The organism is Nocardia sp. 149-1B, assembly GCF_057747975.1.
In genome coordinates this window covers 3,511,174-3,529,625 of the sequence record NZ_CM173233.1, presented here as the reverse complement: position 1 = coordinate 3,529,625, position 18,452 = coordinate 3,511,174, and the positions used below count along the sequence as shown (strand labels likewise).

Sequence of the window (18,452 nt, the reverse complement as noted above, 5' to 3'; positions counted from 1 at the left end):
GCAGCGTCAGGCCGGGAACGCGTGCACGGTGACGCCCTGGACGACGCGGTTCACCTCGCCGTCCGGGAACGGGTTGTCGGGGGTCAGGCCGAGCGCGACGGAGCTGCCCAGCCCGAGCAGCTGGCCGACGATCACGAACGGGAGGCCGACCAGGCAGTCGTCGAGGCCGTCGAGGCCGGTGAACGCGAACCCCGGTCCGGACACCGGCCCGGCGGCCGAGACCACGAAGACGTGCTCCGCGCCGACGGTCGCGCGCAGCTCGGTGACGATGTCCTCGTCGTATCCCCGGGTGTAGGGGTTGTTCGAGAGGTACACCACGGCCAGGCTCTGGTCGTCGAGGAACGCCTTGGGCCCGTGCCGGAAGCCCAGCGAGGTGTCGTACGACGCGGCGACCTGGCCGGCGGTGAGCTCGAGCATCTTCAGCGAGGACTCCCGGGCGATGCCGCGCAACGACCCGCTGCCGAGGTAGACGACCCGCTGGTAGGAGCGGGCGACGAGGTCGTCGATGCCGTCGGCGTCCGCGAGCAGCTGCGCCGCGGCAGCCCCGAGCCGGGCGCCGTGCTCGCGGCGCTCCGCGGCCGGGACCGCGATCGCCAGCCAGGTCGCGAGCATCATCGAGGTGAAGCTCGAGGTCATCGCGAAGCCCCGGTCGTTGGCGGCCTCGGGCATGGCCAGCACCAGCGAGTCCTCGCGGCCCCGGTGCTGACGCGCGAGCGCCCCGTCGGTGTCGCAGGTGACCACCAGGTGGTGGGCGTCGGGGAGCAGCTGGTCGGCCAGCGCGGTGGCGGCCGTGCTCTCGGGGCTCTCCCCGGAGCGGGCGAACGAGATCAACAGCGTGGGCATCCGCTCGGCGAAGACCAGGTCGGGTCCGGACACGATGTCGGTGGTGGCGACCGCGTCGACGCGTCGGCCGAGCGCGCGGGTCAGTGAGGGCTGCAACGCCTCGCCGATGAACGCGGAGCTACCCGCGCCGGTGAGGACGATGCCGAGGTCGGGCCGCTCCAGGAGCGGGTCGAGGAACGCCCGGATGGCCGGCTCGTGCTCATCGATCCTCGCGCAGACGTCGGCCCACACCTGGGGTTGCTGGGCGATCTCCCGCGCGGTGGCCGAGTCGGTCGTCCCGCTCGTCACGGTGACGGCTTCGAGGTTCACTGGTGGCTCCTGTTCTCGACGGAATCGCCCGTCGACCCGAGATCTTCACGGCGGGACGAGGGGGAGGAATCGCTGCAGGCGAGGGCATAGCCGCGCAGTACGTCGCGCACGCGGTCGACCGCCAGGCTGCGCGGGTCGGAGGCGATCTCGCCGGTCCGCACCCGGGTGTACTGGGTGGGCAGGTGCGCGCTGACCATCGTCAGCGGCACCGTGACCCCGTCGAGGTTGGCCAGCAGCCGGTCGGTGGCCGCCGTCACCTCGGGGGTCGCCCAGTAGTAGCGCATCCGGTCGGAGTAGCTGTACGTGCGCGCGATCCGCACCTCGGTGGCGTCGCCCTCGTAGTAGCCGGCCCACCAGTGCGGGTCGGCCTCCATGGCCCGGGCGACGACCTCGACGAGGCCGGAGCGACGCCCGGCGGGGACCAGCTCGTCCTCGATCGCAGCCAGCGCGAACAGCGCCTCGCGGAGCGCGAACGTCAGGCCGGGGCCGACCTTGAGGATCGCCCAGTGGTCCGCGACGAGTGCCGCGAGGCGTTCCGGGGTCTGGTAGTCGGTGGAGTGCGCCTCCAGCACCAGGGCAGGCGGGGACTGGTCGTCGTCGACCACCTGGCGCAGGCTCGTGGTCCGGTCGGGCTCGTAGTCGAACACCGCGTGCGCGTCGAACTCCACGCCCGGCTGGACGACCAGCCCGACCACACGCGACCAGCAGTCGGCCACCCCGGCCTCCGCGAAGGCGTCGCGGTGGGCGGCGAGCGTGGCGCGGGCGGCCTCGAGCGAGGTCGGGGTCAGGCTGTCGATCTGCTCGTGGGCGCCGCCGGGGACCGGGACCTCCGTGCCGATCACGTAGACCGGAAGCGAGGCCGCGCCCAGGGCCTGGGCGGTGTCCTCGGCGACCCGCGCGAGGCGTGCGGCCCGGTGAGCGACCACCTCGTCGGTCAGAGGGGTCTCGTCACCGGCGCAGGACATCGAGCAGTCGAGGTGGATCTTGGTGTAGCCGGCAGCGACGTACGCGCGGACCAGGTCCTCGGCCTTCGCCATGGCCGCGTCGCCGCCCTCCTGCCGCCACACCTGGGGTCCCAGGTGGTCGCCGCCGAGGACCACGTCGCCGGCGTCGAGGCCGGCTGCGGCCGCGATCTCGAGCACGAGGTCGCGGAACTGCGCCGGCAGCATCCCGGTGTAGCCACCGAACTGGTCGACCTGGTTGCTGGTGGCCTCGACCAGCAGCACCGAGCCGTCCTCGGCGGCCTGCTCCGCGGCCGCGCGCAGCACCAGGGGGTGCGCGGAGCAGACGGCGGTGACGCCGACCGGTGCGCCACGCCGATGACGGCGCAGCAGGTCGAGCAGGGGGCCGGCGGAGGTGCCGTGGTCGGCGGCCGTGGCGGGGGAGAGGTGCGGGAGGGGGTTCATTTCACACTGCCTGCGAGTAGTCCGTTGACGATGTAGCGGCTGAAGGCGAGGGCGATCGCGGCGGGTACGGCGATCGCGAGCATCCCGGCGGCGCTGAGCAGGGTCGTGGGCACGACGTGCCGGCCCTGCAGCGATGCGATGACCACGGTCAGCGGCTGGGTCGAGAGATCGCTGGAGAGCACCAGGGGGAACAGGAACTGTGCCCAGGCGAACAGGAACGTGATGATCGCCGTCGAGATGATCCCCGGCCGGGCCAGCGGCAGCATGATGTGCCACAGCACCTGGAGCCGGTGCGCACCGTCGACGAGGCCTGCCTCCTCGAGGCTGGTCGGCAGGCTGGCGAAGTAGTTGTGCAGGACCCAGGTGGCCAGTGGCACGAAGCCGGATACGTAGACCAGCACGAGGCCGGAGTAGGTGTTGACCAGGCCGAAGGTGCTCATGATCCGGTACAGCGGGATCAGCGTCGCGTACGCCGGGAGCGCCATCGTGGCGAGCACCGCGTAGAACAGGATCCGGCTGCCGTGGAAGCTCATCCGGGCGAAGGCGTAGGCCGCCAGCGTGGCGAGCACGACGGTGACCACGGTGGCCGCCGAGCACTCGATCACGATGTTGAGAGCCGCCCGCCGGATCTGGCCGGGCACCTCGCCGTCGCCGGTGAGGAGGGCGCGGTAGTTCGCGAGCGTCGGGTGCGTCGGGGCGTACTGCACCGGCGTGGCCCGGGCGTCGGCCTCGGTCTGGAAGCTCGTGCGCAGCGCCCAGTAGATCGGGACCAGCGACCACACGAGGATGAGCAGGACCCCGAAGGCCTGGAGGCGACGGCTCTTCACAGCTCGACCTTCCGGTAGATCCCGGTGACCACGGCGAGCGAGACGACCAGGGTGACGATCGTGACCAGGAGCGAGAGGGCGTAGCCCTCGCCGAAGTCGAGGTCCTGGAAGCTGACGAAGTAGGTCTGCATCATCACCGAGGAGGCGGTGCGCGAGGCGCCGTTGAGGACGTAGGGCTGGTCGAAGACGTTGAGCGTCGCGATCACCGACTGGACCATGGCCACGGCGACCGCCGGGCGGATCAGCGGCAGCGTGATCCGGCGGAACGCGCCCCAGGACCCGCACCCGTCGATCTGGGCGGCCTCGTAGAGCTCGCCGGGGATGACCTGCAGGCCGGCGAGTATCAGCAGCGCGGACAACGGCATGATCTGCCAGACCTGCACCAGCTCGATCAGTGCGATCGTCTGGATGCGGTCCTGCCCGAGCAGCACGGCGTCGCCGCTGCCGAGGTGCAGGGTCTGGGCGAGCGCGTTGATCAGGCCGGCGTTCGGGTCGAAGATGCCTGTCCACAAGATGCCCTCGACCACGCCGGGCAGGGCCCACGGCAGGATCAGCACGGCGATCACCAGGCTCCGGCCACGGAAGGGCCGCTGCAGCACGATCGCGGCCGCGATGCCGAGCAGCGTCGAGGCGAGGGTCCCGACCACGACGTAGATCGCGGTGTTGCTGATGCTGGTGCGTACGGCGGGGTCGTCGAGCAGCCGCCGGAAGTTGCCGAGCCCGTCGAAGCGGGTCGGCGGGTCGAGCGCGTCGACCCGGAAGAACGACTCGACGACCGTGAAGAGCGCCGGGCCGATGGCGAGCAGCAGGATGAACAGGGCGACCGGGGCGACGAGCACGTACGGCACCCAGCTCTCGCCACGGCGCCCCACGAGCCGGCGCCGGCGTCGCCGGAGGCCGTCACCCGCTGCCGGCGTGGCAGCGAGGTCGACCTCCGGCGACTCCATCAGCGGGGCCTGGTGGCTCACGACTCGTTGGCGAGCTGGTCAGCCGTGTCGGCGATCGCGGCGATCGCATCCGCCACGGACATCGAGCCCGTCGCCGCGGCGTGCAGGTTGGTGTAGACGGCGTTGGAGAACTTCGGGTACCACGCGGGTGCGCCGCCCTCGAAGACCGGCTTGGAGCTCTGCAGCATCGTGGCGAGGATCTCGCCGCCGACCAGGTCGCCCTTCGCGGTCATCTCCTTCACCGCCGAGAGGTGGGAGGGCATGGCGTACGCCGGGAGCGCCTTGTCGGGGCCGTTCACGCCGGCGAAGTCCACCTGCTGGGCGGGATCGGTGAACCACTCGATGAACTTCGCGGCGGCGTCGGGGTACTTCGCCTGCTTGGGGATGCCGATGCCGTCGGGGTTCGACAGGTTGGCCGCCGGCCCGTCGGTCCCGGGCGTGGCGAGGTACGTCACCTGGTCCACGACCGTCGACGACGCCGGGATGTTGTAGAGGCTGCCGACGGTGCCGGAGTAGTCGGAGAACGTGCTCGCGGACTGGCCCTTGGCCATCAGGGTCTGCTGGCCCTGGCTGTCGGCGACGTTGATGTTGCCCGGCGGCACGAGGCCGGAGGTCATCGCGTCGACCATCCACTGCGCGGCGCGGTAGCCGGCGGAGTCGGGCGAGGTGAACTGCGGCTTGCCCGACTCGTCGAGGATCGTCCCGCCGAACGCCTCGGTCGCCTCGTACCAGTACGTCGAGAGCCCCTCGGCCGCGGCGAACGGGATGTTGAGGGGGTACTTCACGACCCCGGCGTCCTTGATCTTCTGCAGGCCCGCCGTGTAGTCGTCCATCGTCGTGGGGTTCGGGTCGGCGCCGGCCTTCTTGTACAGGTCGGTGTTGACCGTCGTCACCATGAACGAGGCGTCGTAGGGGATCCCGACGACGTGGCCGTCGCTGGTGAACGACGCCAGCTGCGGCATGTCGGACTCCAGGGCCTTGGTGTCCATGTAGTCGTCCATCGGGTAGAACCACTTGAGCTTGCCGAGCTGGCCGACCCGCGACCAGTCGACGTCGGTGGCGTCGGCGAAGTAGGTGTTCGCCGTGGCGGCCGCCGAGATCTTCGTCTGGAGGCTGTCCCAGTCGATGTTGACCCACTTGACGGTGATGCCGGTCTCCTTCTCGAACGCGTCGAGGGAGGCCTGCGGGGGCGGCTCGGAGTTGAGCGCGACCGTGATCGTGACGTCGGTGGTCTTGGTCGAGCCGCCGGCGTTGTCGGAGCCGCAGGCCGCGACGGTCGCGAGGGCGGCGAGGCCGACCGCGACCTGGGCGGTCCTGATGCGCGCCACAGACCGGCGCCGGGCTGGGTGGGTGCTGCTGGTCATCGTGCCTCCTCCGCCGGCCGGGTCCACCCCCGGCGCGGATGACTGAATGTGCGCAACAGTCTGCACACTTGTGCGCACTCGCGCAATGATCTGGGAAGAAAATGCCTGGATCCGCGAAGATTGGCTCTCGCTGAGCGTGCGTCTGGCATCCTGATGCGCGCTCGCGCAGGGTAAGGTGATCGGGTGCGCAAGGCTGAACGACTGAACTGGATCCTCGACCGGGTCGCCGAGGACGGCTCCGCGGCCGTGGCCGCCCTGGCGGGCCAGCTCGACGTGTCCGAGGCCACCGTCCGCCGCGACCTGCAGACCCTGACCCGAGACCGGCTCCTGGTCCGCACGCACGGCGGGGCCCTGGCCCGGGAGGCGGGCGAGGAGATGCCCGCGCGGCTCAAGGCGGCCCGGATGCAGCAGGAGAAGCGGCACATCGGGCAGGCCGCCGCGCACCTGGTCGAGGACGGAGCCGTCGTCGGGATGTCCGGAGGCACGACCTCGCTGGAGCTCGCCAGGGAGCTGGCGGGACGCCGCGGCCTGACCGTGGTCACCAACGCCGTCGACGTGGCCGCCCAGCTGGCGGGGCGCCCGGAGCTGAACCTGATCTCGGTCGGGGGCATCGTGCGCGGCTCGCTCGAGGCGGTCGGCCCGGCTGCGGAGGAGATGCTGTCGCGCTACCACCTCGACGTGGTCTTCGTCGGGGTCGACGGACTCACGGTCGACGCCGGGTGCACGACGTTCGACGAGATGGAGGCCCAGACGGACCGGGCCTTCCTGCGCCAGGCGCGTCGCCGGGTCGTCATCGCCGACTCCAGCAAGCTGGGCGTGGTGACGTTCGCGAGGATCGCCGCGCTGGACGAGCTCACCGACCTGGTCACCGACTCCGCGGCCGACCCCGAGCAGGTCGCCGCGCTCGAGCACGCGGGGCTCCGGGTCCTGCTCGCGTGACCGGGATCGTGTTGCGCGTCCGGGGCATTGCTGTGAACCTGTGCGCGTGATGGCGTCGCGCGAGGATGGACCGTCCGGCACCGAGCGGAGAGTCCGGCGCCAGGAGCGGCTCGAGCACGTGATCGCGCTGCTCGCGGACGGCCGCGAGGTCACCGTGGCGGAGCTGGTGGCCGAGCTGTCGGTGTCGTCGGCATCCGTACGCCGCGACCTCGAGCTCCTCGAGCAACGCCGGCTGCTGGTGCGCACGCACGGTGGCGCCGTGGGCGCGCCGAGCGTGAGCTACGAGCTGCCGCTGCGCTACCGCTCGGCCGCGCGGATCGAGCAGAAGCGCGCGATCGCCGCGCAGGCGGTCGCCCGCGTGCCGGGCGAGCGGGCGATCGTCGGACTCACCGGCGGCACCACCACCACGGAGGTCGCCCGGGCGCTGAGCGCCGGCGGCGAGGTCACGATCGTCACCAACGCGCTCAACATCGCCTCCGAGGTCGTGGTCCGGCCCACGGTCAAGCTGGTGGTCACCGGCGGTGTCGCCCGCGACCGGTCCTACGAGCTGTGCGGGCCGTTGGCCGAGCGCACGCTGGCCGAGGTACACCTCGACGTCTCCTTCGTGGGTGTCGACGGGCTGAGCGCCGACGCCGGCCTCACCACCCACGACGAGGTCGAGGCCAAGACCAACCTGGTGCTGCTCCAGCGTGCCGCGACCGTGGTGGTCGTCGCGGACTCCACCAAGCTCGGCCGCGCCGCGTTCGCGCGCATCTGCGGCCTCGACGCCGTCGACGAGGTCATCACCGACGACGGTGCCGACCCCGCGGAGGTGCATGCGCTCCGCGAGGCCGGGGTCACCGTCACCGTCGTGTCCGTCTGACCGGCCCTAGCGAAGCGGTACGGCGACCCGCAGCGAGGCGGGCAGCAGCTCGCCGTGCGCGGCGACCATCGCGTCCGCGAGGTCCCAGATCCGCTGGACGTCCAGGGTGGCGGCGGTGTTGGGGTCGACCATCAGCGCCTGTCGCACGAGCTCGGGCCGCTCCTCGACCGCTGCACGCACCGTGAGCTCGACGACCTGGAGGAACGCGGAGTTCAACGCCGCGCACTGCGGCGGGAGCTCGCCCACCGGCGTCGGCCGCACGTCCGGCCCGATGACGACGGGTGCCTCCACCGGCGCGCCGGCGGGCAGGTTGTCGATCAACCCGTGGTTGGGCACCGTGGCCTGGATCTCGCGGCGGGTGCCGGTCACCAGGCTGTGGATGACCTGCGGGGCGTACTCCGCGGCCTGCTCGTCCGGCTCGACGTACGGCGCCTCCGGGCCACCGCGGATGAGTCCGGCGACCTCGTCGGCGTTGGCGGCGCTGATGCCGACGTAGTCGCGCAGCGGGATGCGCAGCCGCTCGACCTCGGCGTCGTCGTGGAGGTACCACGCGACGTACTCCGAGGAGTGCTCGCTGGTCTCGGTGGGGTAGTAGCCCAGGCGCCGGTACATGTCGACGCGCACCCGCCGGCGCAGCTCCGGGTCGGCCTCGATGGCCCGGTCGAGCAGCGGGTAGAGGTCCTCCTCGCCGCGCCTCCAGTCGAGCACCCAGGCCTGGTGGTTGACGCCGGCGCTGCGGAAGGAGACCTCATCGAGCGGGACGCCGATGAGCCGGGAGAGGTCGTGGACCGTCCAGTACACCGAGTGGCACAGCCCGAGCGCGCGGAGGCCGGGATGGCGCCGGGCGAGATAGCCGATGTTCATCGCCATCGGGTTGGTGTAGTTGAGCAGCCAGGCGTCCGGGGCGAGCTCGCTCATCTCGGTGGCCAGCGTGTCGAGGAACGGGAACGTGCGCAGCGCCCGGAACACGCCGCCGACGCCCAGGGTGTCACCGATGGTCTGGCGCAGGCCGAAGGACTCCGGCACGTCGAAGTCGGTCACCGTCGCGGCGTGGCCGCCGACGTTCACCGTGTTGATGACGAAGTCGGCGCCCGCCAGCGCCCGCCGGCGGTCCTCGGTCGCCAGGATCGTGGCCGGGTGCCCGTGGTGGCGCACGGTCGCGTGCGCCACCCACTCGGCCAGCCGCAGCCGGTCGGGGTCGACGTCGTGGAGCACGAGCTCGAGGTCGGGCAGGTCCTCGAAGGTCAGTAGGTCACGGAGCAGTTGACGAGTGAAGACCGCCGAGCCGGCACCGATGAAGACGATCCTGGTCATGAGCGGAGTATGACAGATCGCGCAGAAAGCGATCAATAGTGATCAGATCGATTCTGCGCATCTGCGCAGAATCGATCAGGTCGTCGTGGCGAACCGCTCCCACACCCGGTGGAAGGCCAGCTGCTCCTGGACGGCGGCGAACACCTCCACCGCGGAGTCGCCCGGCACGACCCCGGGGCCGCCCGCGCACCCCGCGACGTCGAGCGCCGTGGTGCCGGCGCCCCAGGCCCCGATGACCTTCGCGTGGCGGAAGCACTCCTCGAGCAGCAGCACCACGCGCGGGTCGAGCGTGGCCGTCGCGGCCGCACCTGCCTTCGCATCGCGCGCCGGCAGGGCGTCCGGCGCCGGTGCCGGCGAACCGGCGAGCAACAGCACGTCGAGCTCGACCGAGCGGACGGTCGCGTACGTGCGCTGGACGGCCATCTCGCCCACGGTCCCGCCGTGCGGAGCGATCAGCAGCGGCACCATCCCCGCCGCGAAGACCTGCTCGCGCAGCCCGTCGACCCCGTCGAGGTCGCCGTCGGGATCGACCACGATGCCGACCATCCGACCATCGGGCGGCCACGCCTCGCCCACCTGGGAGAGCGCGGGACTGGGCTCGGCGTCGACCAGGGGGATCGTCGGCTCGGGTGCGGGCAGCCCCAGGCCGGTGGCGACCTCGGCGCACAGCACCGGGTCGATGTTGGCCAGGCACTGCAGCTGACGCTCCTTGATCGTCTGCTCGTAACACTTGCCGAGCTCGAAGGTGTAGGCCCGGATGATGTGCTCACGTTCCGTGGGCGACATGCTCAGCCAGAACTGCCGCACCTGGCTGTAGTGGTCGTCGTACGACGCCGGGTTGGCCCGCACCTTCGTCGCCTCCGGCACGCGCACGGCCAGGTCCTCGAGCGCCGGCCCGTCCGCCCCGGCGTGGAACGGGCAGCCGCCGTCGAGGGAGTTGGGACGGTACGGTGCCACGCCCACGTGGTCGGCGTGCTGGTGGAAGCCGTCGCGCAGCATGTCGTTGACCGGTGCGTGCGGACGGTTGATCGGGATCTGCGAGAAGTTGGGGCCACCGAGGCGGGTCAGCTGGGTGTCGAGGTAGGAGAACAGCCGGGCCTGCATCAGCGGGTCGTCGGTGACGTCGATGCCCGGGACCAGGTGGCCGACGTGGAACGCGACCTGCTCGGTCTCGGCGAAGAAGTTGGTGGGGTTGCCGGTGAGCACCATCAGTCCGACCGCCTGCACCGGCGCGAGCTCCTCCGGGATGATCTTGGTCGGGTCGAGGAGGTCGATGCCGTCGAACATCTGGTCGTCGGTGTCCGGGAACACCTGCACCCCGAGCTCCCAGGCAGGGTAGGCACCGGCCTCGATCGCGTCGTACAGGTCCCGGCGGTGGAAGTCGGGGTCGATGCCGCCGAGGAGCTGGGCCTCCTCCCAGGTCAGGGAGTGAACCCCCAGACGCGGCTTCCAGTGGAACTTCACCAACGACGTCTGCCCGGCCTCGTCGACGCACCGGAACGTGTGGACGCCGAAGCCCTCCATCATCCGGTAGGAGCGGGGGATGCCCCGGTCGGACATGTTCCACATCGTGTGGTGCTGGGCCTCGGTGTGCAGCGAGACGAAGTCCCAGAACGTGTCGTGGGCGCTCTGGGCCTGGGGGATCTCCCGGTCGGGATGGGGCTTCGCGGCGTGCACGACGTCGGGGAACTTGATGCCGTCCTGGATGAAGAACACCGGCATGTTGTTGCCGACGAGGTCGAAGGTGCCCTCCTCGGTGTAGAACTTCGTCGCGAAACCACGCGTGTCCCGCACGGTGTCGGCCGAGCCTCGGGAGCCGAGCACGGTCGAGAACCGCACGAACACCGGGGTCTCGACGTCCTTGGCGAGGAACGCCGCCCGGGTGATGGTGTCGGCGGTGCCGTAGCCCACGAACACTCCGTGGGCGCCCGCGCCGCGGGCGTGGACGACTCGCTCGGGGATCCGCTCGTGGTCGAAGTGGGTGATCTTCTCCCGGAGGTGATGGTCCTGCAGGAGCGTCGGCCCGCGCTCGCCTGCCTTGAGCGAGTGGTCGGTGTCGCGCACCCGGGCACCCTGCGAGGTGGTCAGGTAGGCGCCCTGCTGGGCGCGGACCGCCGGGTCGGCGCCGGTGTCGGCGCCCGTGGCCGTGCGCACCTCCGGGGCGGCCTGGTCCGGCGTGCGCGGCAGGGGCTCGTGGGGCTCGGTGGGCTCCTCGAGGGCAGGCGGTGCGCTGGCCGGCGCACCGGGGACAGGTGGCTCGGTGAGCTGAGCTGCCTTGGCCGCGACCTCGGCGACCTTCTCGAATGCTTCCTTTGCGAGCTGCTTCGGATCCATGTGACCTCCCCGGGACGACTGTGTCCGGGCGGGGTACCCCGACCTCGCGGATCGACACCCCACCGAAAGGAGGGGGTTCGGTCCGGGGCGTGGTGGCTACCGGGACCCGTCACATCACCACGCCGCAAGGAGTCACCATGGAAGCCACTACCCGCGGGCCGGCTGGCCCGCGCGCATCCGAGAAGTCCGCCCGGACGGCCGCAGCCGCCGTCGGCGCGGTCTTCCTGCTGGTCGGCGTGCTCGGCTTCGTGCCGGGCATCACGAGCCACTACGGCGACATGACGTTCGCCGGCCACGAGAGCGGCGCGCAGCTGCTCGGGATCTTCGACGTGTCCGTGCTGCACAACATCGTGCACCTGTTGTTCGGCGTCGCCGGCCTCGCGCTGGCGCGCTCGGGGATGAATGCGGTGCGCTACCTCATCGGTGGCGGCGTCGTCTACCTCGTGCTCTGGCTGTACGGGCTGGTCGTCGACCGGCACAGCAACGCCAACTTCGTGCCTGTCGACAGCGCCGACAACTGGCTGCACCTGATCCTGGGCCTCGCGATGGTCGCCCTCGGGGTGGCTGCCCTGCGCGCCGTGCGCGGGGACATCGGGAGCCAGTCGCCGATGTGACCCGGGCTGCCCCCGGGTGTGGGCCGTCGTCAGGAGTCTGCGGGAGCGAACCCGTTCAGCAGGCACCAGGCGACGGCCCGGCTGCGTGAGGTCGCACCGATCTTGCCGTACGCCGAGCGGATGTAGGTCTTCACGGAGTTGATCGAGAGGTAGAGGCGGTCGGCGATCTCCTGGTTGCTCATCCCCTGGGTGATCAGCGCCAGCACCTCCACCTCGCGCGGGGTCAGGCCGACGTCGTGTCCGAGGCGGTCACCCGGCTCCGTGAGCCCGTCTCCCGCCGCCGCAGCCTCCACGGCCTCCACCAGCTCGAGGGCGGTCACGCTCATCGAGACCCAGCCATGGGCGCCCGCGGCCAGGGCCCGGGCGCGCAGGTCGGGACGCAGGTCGCGGCTCACGGCCAGGATGATCGCGGTGGTGTCCCGGCGCAGCGGCTCGAGGTCCTCGCCCTGGTTGCGGTGCACGCCGAAGACGTCGTACAGGATCACCTGTGCCGCCTTGCCCTGGCTCACGACCGTCACCCGGTCGGGGTGCTCGGCCAGCATCGCCCCCAGGCCCTTGCCGAGCACCTCTTGGTGGCTCACGATGCCCACGCGGGTCGGTTCTGCACGCACTCGCACATCGTGGCGTCACGGGAGTTTCGTCGCCATCGTGGCGGTACGCCCGAAAGGGTGAAAGGCCCCGCCGCCAGGAGTCCGAGAAACTGAAACAGGTCAGTGGCCCCGAGGGGCCGCTGACCTGTTCATGCAACTTGGTGGTACGCCATCGCGGACTCGAACCGCGAACCCGCTGAGTAGAAGCCGCTCGATACTGGGGGATCCCTGCTCTCCCCCACGCTCGCTGGGTGGGCGGGAACAACAGGTGATCGGGTACCTGGCGTACCCCTCCGTTATAGCCCAATTCGGGGGATAGACGGGGAGCTTCCCGCTGCTACCTCGTGCGTCAGCTCGTGGAGTCGCTGCTGATGCACGTCGGCCCCTCCGGCGTGCCTCGCAATCACTAGGGTGAGCCTGTGGACCTCCGAGACGCGCTCGCAGGAGTGGTTGGATACGTGCATACAGCCGGGAAGCAACAGCCGGCGCAGCAGCATCTCTGGCAGGTCCCACGCGGGGAAATCGCTCAGTTCCCTCTCGGCCTACGATGCCGCGTGAGCGGCAGTGGTCAGAGTCTTCCGCTGGTCCCATGGATCGCACTATTGGATCCCGACGTCACGACTACTGCGACGGACGGTCTGTATCTCGTCTACCTCTTCGACCGGAGTGTCCGGCGTGTGTATCTATCGATGAACCAGGGCGCAACCCAGCATCGACGTAACGCCGAGGCTCAAGGGCTGCACGGGAGGGCCGCAGAGCGAGCCGCGCTTGCGGAGATTTCGTCCGAAACTACTTTGCTTCGCAGCCGGGTAGACCCCACGCTTCTGGCCGGAACCGTCGGGGACATTGACCTCGGTGCAGCCACCTTCCTCCCAGAGGGTTACGAGGCCGGTTCGATAGCGGCGATCGAGTATTCGACTGCGTCACTGCCTGGCTCTGACAAACTGGCCGACGACCTGGCCCACTTCGCGGATCTGTATCGGGTCTGCGTTGAGCTCAAGACTGAGCTCGCGGCAGATCAACAGGTGCGGACGCGGGCGCGTGCCGCGTCAGGACACCCGGTGGTTCACGCAGAGCCTGTTTTCAAGCCGAAGGACTCGACCGACTACACAGCCAACGTCAGCGCGGCTGCGCAGCGTCGAACTCGGAGCCACGAGGCGCTGATCGAAGCGTTCGGAACGAGCGCAATCGCCTGTGGCCGTACGGTCGCGACGAACGTCCATCCCCGCGACCTCACCGTTGATGATGGGCCCGACCACTGGCTCGTCGAGGCGAAGACGGTCGGCCCGAATGCCGAACCCGCGGTCAGGGACGCGATAGGCCAGCTCGTCGCCTATCGACACTTCTACTACCGGGAGCGGGGGCTCCCTGACCCGCGCATGCTTGCGTTGTTCAACGCGCCGATAGGTGAGGCGTTTGGAGCTTTGCTTGGGTCACTCGATATCGACTACGTCTGTCGCGATCGCGGCCGGTGGTCGGGCACGCCCGCAGCACTGGCGCTACTGAGCTGACAACGGCGCCACGAGGCCCCTGGGTGGGGGTGTGACCCGCTGCGCGCTTGCTCAGCGACCGGTGGTCCATAGCACCCGGCCATCCGCCACGGTTTTGACCCTCGGTAGGGCCCTCGCGCCTCACAGAATCGGAAGGTCGGGTGGGTCAGTGAGGATGAATGCCGAGATTGCATCGACGGCGGAGCGGTCCTCAGATGTCGCGTGCCCCTGGGCTCCCAGGCGCAGAAGCCGCATCATGGCGCTCAGAGTCTCGCCCAACCCAGGGACCCCTTCGGCGACAGCAAGACTCCGGAGAGGACGCAGCTCTGCAACCCCGGCGGGATATCCCGCTTCAAGTGCAGCGATCGCTCTGCCTGCAATCCAATGTGCCATGAGTCCTCTCGGTAGCACAGGGGCGCCGTCTCGCTCCATACGTGAGAGGGCCGTCATGAACGCCATCTGCCTTGCGGCGCCGTCGAGACCATGCTGGGCACGAACGGCATCGAGGTCGATCAGCCAGTCCTCCCGGCGGTCACTACTCGCGATGCGTATCGATACTTGCAGCCATGAGCGGCCAACAAACAAATGGGCAAGCGCCGCAAGGTGCGCCGAGGTGAATCTCTGAGCGGAGAAGGTCACCAGCGCCGTCTCTGAAGATTGTTCTACGGTCACGTCGGTTGCACCCGCGAAGCCGAGAAGCACGCCGGCGAGAGCGTCGATTCCGATCCCGAGGGCATCGAGATACTCCGATCCGACGATCTCGGTCCCAACGTCGTTGGCTGCTACCACCAGCGCCAACCCTGCCGCCGTTAGGCACTCATTAGCCGCGAGGAGGTGGTCGAGGATCTCGTCATCCGTCAGAGTTATGTCGCCGTTCCTGGCATTCAAGACGACAGACTCATCGTCGACTCGATAGCTCTGATGGGCGAATGCGATGCGGATGGATCGGTCAAGGCCGTAGAAGATTTGCCGTAGACGGCGGTCTTGTTGTGCCAACGCGATCTGTTCGGCCCCGTCGGCCCGCAATGCAGTTTCAAAGTGGCCCTTCCCGACGATCTCGAGGAAGAGGATCGCAAAGCGTCGGCCCGGTCCTTCGAACAAGGAGTGCATAGTGGCCAGCGCAGCTCGAACGGACTGTCGGCGACTCACGGTGTCGGCAACGATGTTGGCCGACGAGGCAGTCATGTCCGCAAGCTGGAGCCATCCATTTCGGACCTCCCTCAGGACGGCGGGGCGTGCGAGCGCCGCTCGGAACTCATCCCGGTGCTCCGCGGCTAGCCGATCGGCGGCTGCCAGAGACCGGGAGAAGCGATCTTCGTCTCCTAGCAGGTGAATCCACTGCCGGCTGAGCAACACCACCGGGCCCATACCCTCGCCGGGGTCGCGACCGGTCAGTTGCTCGTACTCCTGGCGACCCGCCATGTCGAGAGCCCCGAGATCCTCCGCGCCGGCCACTGCGAATGCCTCTTCAGCCATCCGAGCCAGCGTTTCCGTGAGGTCGTCAGACTCGATGATGGAGTCCCAGCGGTCAACGAGCTCAGAGAACCTCTGGATATCGTCTCCGGCCTGGTCCATGATCGCCTGAGCCGATTGACCAAGCGTTTGGCTCTCGATCGGAGTGCGCGCCGAGAAGGCGGCCAGGTACTTCCACATCACCTGCATCAACGATCTGGTGGCTGCCTCCGTCCGCTGGGCCGTCAGGATCCATGGGCGGCGCCGCTCGGCCCGACTCAGCTTGTCGCGGACTTCAACGATTCGTTCGCATGCGTCGAGAACCGTGGGCGCCTGGTCGGACTCGGACTGAGCTGCTGCTGCCATTCCAGACAGGAACTGCGGGAGCACTTCGCTCAATGAATGCATGAGATCTGGGTAATGCGTAGCCACTTCGTCCGCGTTCACGTTCGCTGACCCTGGGCTGCGAGACAGGACGCTGCGCGCTCGGTCGGCAACGCGCTTGCGGCGTTGCCATCCCACGTCTACTTCGTGCTTCCCGGGCAGACGGTGACAGTCCGGACATGCGACACCGACGGGCCGTCGTCCCCCGCATGCGCAGGTGGTCAGGTCGAAGGCGAGAGTGATCCGGGACCTCTGATGGTCCCCTCCAGAGCTGCTCATGCACTCTCCCTTCGCGCCACGCTATGCCAGCACCGGGACTCGGGTTTCCGGTAGAGCAACGCTTGCTCGGACTCGGGCACTGCGGCTGCTCCCGAGTGTGGTCGTGACCACCGACATGGGCCTGCTAGGTCAGGATCAAAGCGGCGTGATCCGCAATCGGCTGGGCTAGGTCTCGGCCCGGCTCGGCACCGCAGCTCCGAATGCGCTCGGCAGTCGCCCAAAGCACTTCGGGGGGCGGATCGTTTAGGAGCTTTCTCAGAGCGGATTCCTGAGCTGGCGTTGGGATGAGAACGAAAATGTCCGAGATCAGGATCTCACGGAACCTGCTCTGATGCGGCTTGCGCATCTTCGAACTTCGGCGCCGTATCCATCGATAGTCGATGGATGAAAAGTCGGTGGCGGGCAAGATTCCAGTCGCGATGAGTTCCTCTTGAAACTCGCGCCATCCGCCGATTTCGCGATCGCGTCCGGAGGTGAACCAACTGGCCATCGATAGCACGCGCCAGCCAGGCACGCTGAGACGGAGATCTCGCCGACTCGTGTCGTCTAGCTTCACGACTTCGTCTGGCTGATACCCGATTCGTTCGAGTTCGGCTCTACCGGGTTCGTAGAACTTGTAGACCCCGCCGACTGGCTGGAAGTGTCCCCATCGCTGACTCTTTACTAGGAGGTACCGATCATCCACTTGAATTCTGAACAGGTATGAGATGGAGAGACGAGTCCGGCCAGCACATCGGGTAATGGAGTAGTAGAGAGCGCGCAACCGAAACCAGTCATGAGCGAGAACGTCGATGACGGGAAAACAAACTCCTCCTAGGATTCCGACAACTGCCCAGAATGCCTCGTCATCGGGATCGAGGACGAAGATCAAGAGCAGGACCTGGGCAACGATTAGCGCAAGCCACACCAGTATGCGTCGCACGTAGAGCAACCTTTCAATTGTAGTCCCTGGCCACCGGCGGAGATGCGAAACCCTGTTGCTGAAGCATCTCTAGCGTGATCGCGTTCGATTCGGACTCGCCAAGCCACTTCCGAACGCGTCTCGGAGGCTCGCCCGCTCGCAGGGCAGCGAGTGACAGGACGCGAATGGTCTGCGGCGACTGCTCGAATGCCATACGGGTGGCGATGATGTCCCGGGCCGCGTCCGGCTCCCAGACTGCCATTCGTTGGGCGGAGAGCGCGACCAAAGGCAGACCCCCTGCTGCGCCTCCGAGTGCATCCGCAAAGAGCCGGACCATCTTCTTTCGCGGGCGTCTCCTCGATGGCACCGACGTTCCGAACTGTGCGAATGCCCATTCGAACGTGTTCCAGCCGCTTGAGGCGAAGTCAAGTAGCCAATCCTGTATGTCTGATGAAGGAAGAACGTCGCGGAACAGCCGCGACAGCGAGTCGGCGGCATGGGGCATCCGATGGGCGACGTCGATCAGGTCGTTTACGCGATATGAGACCCCGTGATCCCTCATTCGCTTGACAGCAAAACGAACGGTGGTTCGGTCTGCATACTCGACGCTATCTAGAATCTGGTCTATCACTGTCTCGAGCGGTTCGGTCTTATTTATCAGAAGAGAACCATCGACGGCACTGTGTTGAATCTTCCTGGCTGCTTCGACCAGGTCGATTCCTTCCAGCAGCTTTGTCTTACTAGTATTTAAAGTAAGTCGAGAATTCAAGAGTTCCGACTGAAGAGCGACCTGAGCCTTCCGTAAGGCGGCCACGTCGTCATTGAAGATCCACATATCGTCCATCCAGCGGCAACAGCTTCGGGTCTTGCGTAGTCGCCTGAAACCCGGGCTGAGGGTGCCCGTTGCATGGTCGGACAGGACAGGGTCAATGCTTGACAGATACATGTTTGCGAGTACCGCCGAAGCCGTCGAGCGTTGTGGAAGACCCCTCCGGGAGGTCGACTCCTCCCAGCCGTGGAGCATTCGAGCCAGCTTGTCGATCGCAACTACGTCGTCGGTGCGGTCGATCAATTGGTGAACGACGCCGTCGACAGGGATGCTGGCAAAGCAGGATGCGATATCCGTCTTCAATCCGGCGTCGAAGATGCCCGCGAAGTGAGAGAGCTCCCTACGATATCGGTCCCACTGGAATGCCTGGCGAGCGTATTCGCCCGCGCCTCGCGGTTCGGGTGGCAGTCTCCACCCGAAGGCATTCGGGGACAGGTCGCCGATGATGTCCACGCTCACACGGTCAACCATGAGTTGATAGACGATCCGATCGACCAGGTCCAGCACCATGGCCGGGCGCAGACCAAAGTTCTCTTTGGGCACGTCGATCTCTGCGACGCTTCGCGGAGGCCCGTGGCTACGTGCGCGATTGCGGATGATGCGGTCGCCGCCCTTAAGGATGTGGTCGTACTCGGGCCAACGCCATGGGTCGCGGTACCAATCGCCGGTCTCCTCTGCGCGGAGGTTTTGGATCGCGCGACGCAGACCTTTCGACGTTGAACTCCCTGACTTCGGCATGACCCCTCAAATTCGAAGCTTCCGGAACAA

General features: G+C 68.2%; 15 protein-coding genes. 4 read left to right on the top strand and 11 right to left on the bottom strand.

Features of this window, described 5'->3' with window-relative positions; translation table 11 throughout:
* Positions 1-6: 6 nt before the first annotated feature.
* Genes AC3ANS_RS16820 through AC3ANS_RS16800 form a run of 5 tightly spaced genes read right to left on the bottom strand, consistent with a single transcriptional unit; the run spans position 7 to position 5,696 of the window.
* Positions 7-1,152 (bottom strand): SIS domain-containing protein, encoded by a 1,146-nt coding sequence (locus tag AC3ANS_RS16820; protein WP_488292724.1) that lies wholly within the window; start codon positions 1,150-1,152, stop codon positions 7-9.
* A complete protein-coding gene (locus AC3ANS_RS16815) occupies positions 1,149-2,558 on the bottom strand; it encodes a D-tagatose-bisphosphate aldolase, class II, non-catalytic subunit (protein ID WP_488292723.1) in 1,410 nt (469 codons plus the stop codon). The genes AC3ANS_RS16820 and AC3ANS_RS16815 overlap by 4 nt, the downstream gene beginning before the upstream one ends.
* The gene (locus tag AC3ANS_RS16810) at positions 2,555-3,385 is read right to left on the bottom strand and encodes a carbohydrate ABC transporter permease (protein ID WP_488292722.1); all 831 of its coding nucleotides are present in this window, start codon (positions 3,383-3,385) and stop codon (positions 2,555-2,557) included. The genes AC3ANS_RS16815 and AC3ANS_RS16810 overlap by 4 nt, the downstream gene beginning before the upstream one ends.
* Entirely contained in the window at positions 3,382-4,353 is a 972-nt protein-coding gene (locus tag AC3ANS_RS16805) for a carbohydrate ABC transporter permease (protein WP_488292721.1), read from the bottom strand. The genes AC3ANS_RS16810 and AC3ANS_RS16805 overlap by 4 nt, the downstream gene beginning before the upstream one ends.
* The gene (locus AC3ANS_RS16800) at positions 4,350-5,696 is read right to left on the bottom strand and encodes an ABC transporter substrate-binding protein (protein WP_488292720.1); all 1,347 of its coding nucleotides are present in this window, start codon (positions 5,694-5,696) and stop codon (positions 4,350-4,352) included. The genes AC3ANS_RS16805 and AC3ANS_RS16800 overlap by 4 nt, the downstream gene beginning before the upstream one ends.
* A gap of 183 nt (positions 5,697-5,879) precedes the next feature.
* Between AC3ANS_RS16800 and AC3ANS_RS16795 the strand changes: the two genes are divergently transcribed.
* Both AC3ANS_RS16795 and AC3ANS_RS16790 read left to right on the top strand, forming a co-directional pair.
* The gene (locus AC3ANS_RS16795; protein ID WP_488292719.1) at positions 5,880-6,635 is read left to right on the top strand and encodes a DeoR/GlpR family DNA-binding transcription regulator; all 756 of its coding nucleotides are present in this window, start codon (positions 5,880-5,882) and stop codon (positions 6,633-6,635) included.
* A gap of 49 nt (positions 6,636-6,684) precedes the next feature.
* Entirely contained in the window at positions 6,685-7,497 is an 813-nt protein-coding gene (locus AC3ANS_RS16790) for a DeoR/GlpR family DNA-binding transcription regulator (RefSeq protein ID WP_488296516.1), read from the top strand.
* A 6-nt stretch (positions 7,498-7,503) separates the two neighbouring features.
* Here the strand turns inward: AC3ANS_RS16790 and melA are convergent, their stop codons facing one another.
* Both melA and AC3ANS_RS16780 read right to left on the bottom strand, forming a co-directional pair.
* Positions 7,504-8,811 carry an alpha-galactosidase gene (melA, locus tag AC3ANS_RS16785; RefSeq protein ID WP_488292718.1) on the bottom strand — a complete coding sequence of 436 codons (1,308 nt, stop codon included), beginning with the start codon at positions 8,809-8,811 and terminating at the stop codon, positions 7,504-7,506.
* A gap of 75 nt (positions 8,812-8,886) precedes the next feature.
* Complete coding sequence (locus AC3ANS_RS16780; RefSeq protein WP_488292717.1) at positions 8,887-11,145, bottom strand: catalase; 2,259 nt, start codon at positions 11,143-11,145, stop codon at positions 8,887-8,889.
* Positions 11,146-11,282: 137 nt separating this feature from the next.
* On the opposite strand from AC3ANS_RS16780, the gene AC3ANS_RS16775 reads away from it, so the two are divergent.
* The gene (locus tag AC3ANS_RS16775) at positions 11,283-11,759 is read left to right on the top strand and encodes a DUF4383 domain-containing protein (protein ID WP_488292716.1); all 477 of its coding nucleotides are present in this window, start codon (positions 11,283-11,285) and stop codon (positions 11,757-11,759) included.
* Between the two features lie 29 nt (positions 11,760-11,788).
* Here AC3ANS_RS16775 and AC3ANS_RS16770 read toward each other — a convergent pair whose 3' ends face one another.
* The gene (locus tag AC3ANS_RS16770) at positions 11,789-12,370 is read right to left on the bottom strand and encodes a helix-turn-helix transcriptional regulator (RefSeq protein WP_488292715.1); all 582 of its coding nucleotides are present in this window, start codon (positions 12,368-12,370) and stop codon (positions 11,789-11,791) included.
* A 398-nt stretch (positions 12,371-12,768) separates the two neighbouring features.
* On the opposite strand from AC3ANS_RS16770, the gene AC3ANS_RS16765 reads away from it, so the two are divergent.
* The gene (locus AC3ANS_RS16765) at positions 12,769-13,860 is read left to right on the top strand and encodes an MrcB family domain-containing protein (protein WP_488292714.1); all 1,092 of its coding nucleotides are present in this window, start codon (positions 12,769-12,771) and stop codon (positions 13,858-13,860) included.
* Between the two features lie 120 nt (positions 13,861-13,980).
* Here AC3ANS_RS16765 and AC3ANS_RS16760 read toward each other — a convergent pair whose 3' ends face one another.
* The 3 genes from AC3ANS_RS16760 to AC3ANS_RS16750 all read right to left on the bottom strand — a co-directional run bounded on the left by AC3ANS_RS16760 (position 13,981) and on the right by AC3ANS_RS16750 (position 18,422).
* Positions 13,981-15,738 carry a hypothetical protein gene (locus AC3ANS_RS16760; RefSeq protein WP_488292713.1) on the bottom strand — a complete coding sequence of 586 codons (1,758 nt, stop codon included), beginning with the start codon at positions 15,736-15,738 and terminating at the stop codon, positions 13,981-13,983.
* A gap of 340 nt (positions 15,739-16,078) precedes the next feature.
* On the bottom strand, positions 16,079-16,876 hold the full coding sequence (locus AC3ANS_RS16755; protein WP_488292712.1) for an SMODS-associated NUDIX domain-containing protein: 798 nt from the start codon (positions 16,874-16,876) through the stop codon (positions 16,079-16,081).
* Between the two features lie 13 nt (positions 16,877-16,889).
* Positions 16,890-18,422 carry an RNA-directed DNA polymerase gene (locus AC3ANS_RS16750; protein ID WP_488292711.1) on the bottom strand — a complete coding sequence of 511 codons (1,533 nt, stop codon included), beginning with the start codon at positions 18,420-18,422 and terminating at the stop codon, positions 16,890-16,892.
* Positions 18,423-18,452: the final 30 nt, after the last annotated feature.

Excerpts from the sequence above, each read along its gene's own strand:
- AC3ANS_RS16790 (WP_488296516.1), top strand. The coding sequence starts at position 6,685 with ATGGCGTCGCGCGAGGATGGACCGTCCGGCACCGAGCGGAGAGTCCGG.
- AC3ANS_RS16775 (WP_488292716.1), top strand. The coding sequence starts at position 11,283 with ATGGAAGCCACTACCCGCGGGCCGGCTGGCCCGCGCGCATCCGAGAAG.
- AC3ANS_RS16800 (WP_488292720.1), bottom strand. The coding sequence starts at position 5,696 with ATGACCAGCAGCACCCACCCAGCCCGGCGCCGGTCTGTGGCGCGCATC.
- melA (WP_488292718.1), bottom strand. The coding sequence starts at position 8,811 with ATGACCAGGATCGTCTTCATCGGTGCCGGCTCGGCGGTCTTCACTCGT.
- AC3ANS_RS16780 (WP_488292717.1), bottom strand. The coding sequence starts at position 11,145 with ATGGATCCGAAGCAGCTCGCAAAGGAAGCATTCGAGAAGGTCGCCGAG.
- AC3ANS_RS16815 (WP_488292723.1), bottom strand. The coding sequence starts at position 2,558 with ATGAACCCCCTCCCGCACCTCTCCCCCGCCACGGCCGCCGACCACGGC.
- AC3ANS_RS16750 (WP_488292711.1), bottom strand. The coding sequence starts at position 18,422 with ATGCCGAAGTCAGGGAGTTCAACGTCGAAAGGTCTGCGTCGCGCGATC.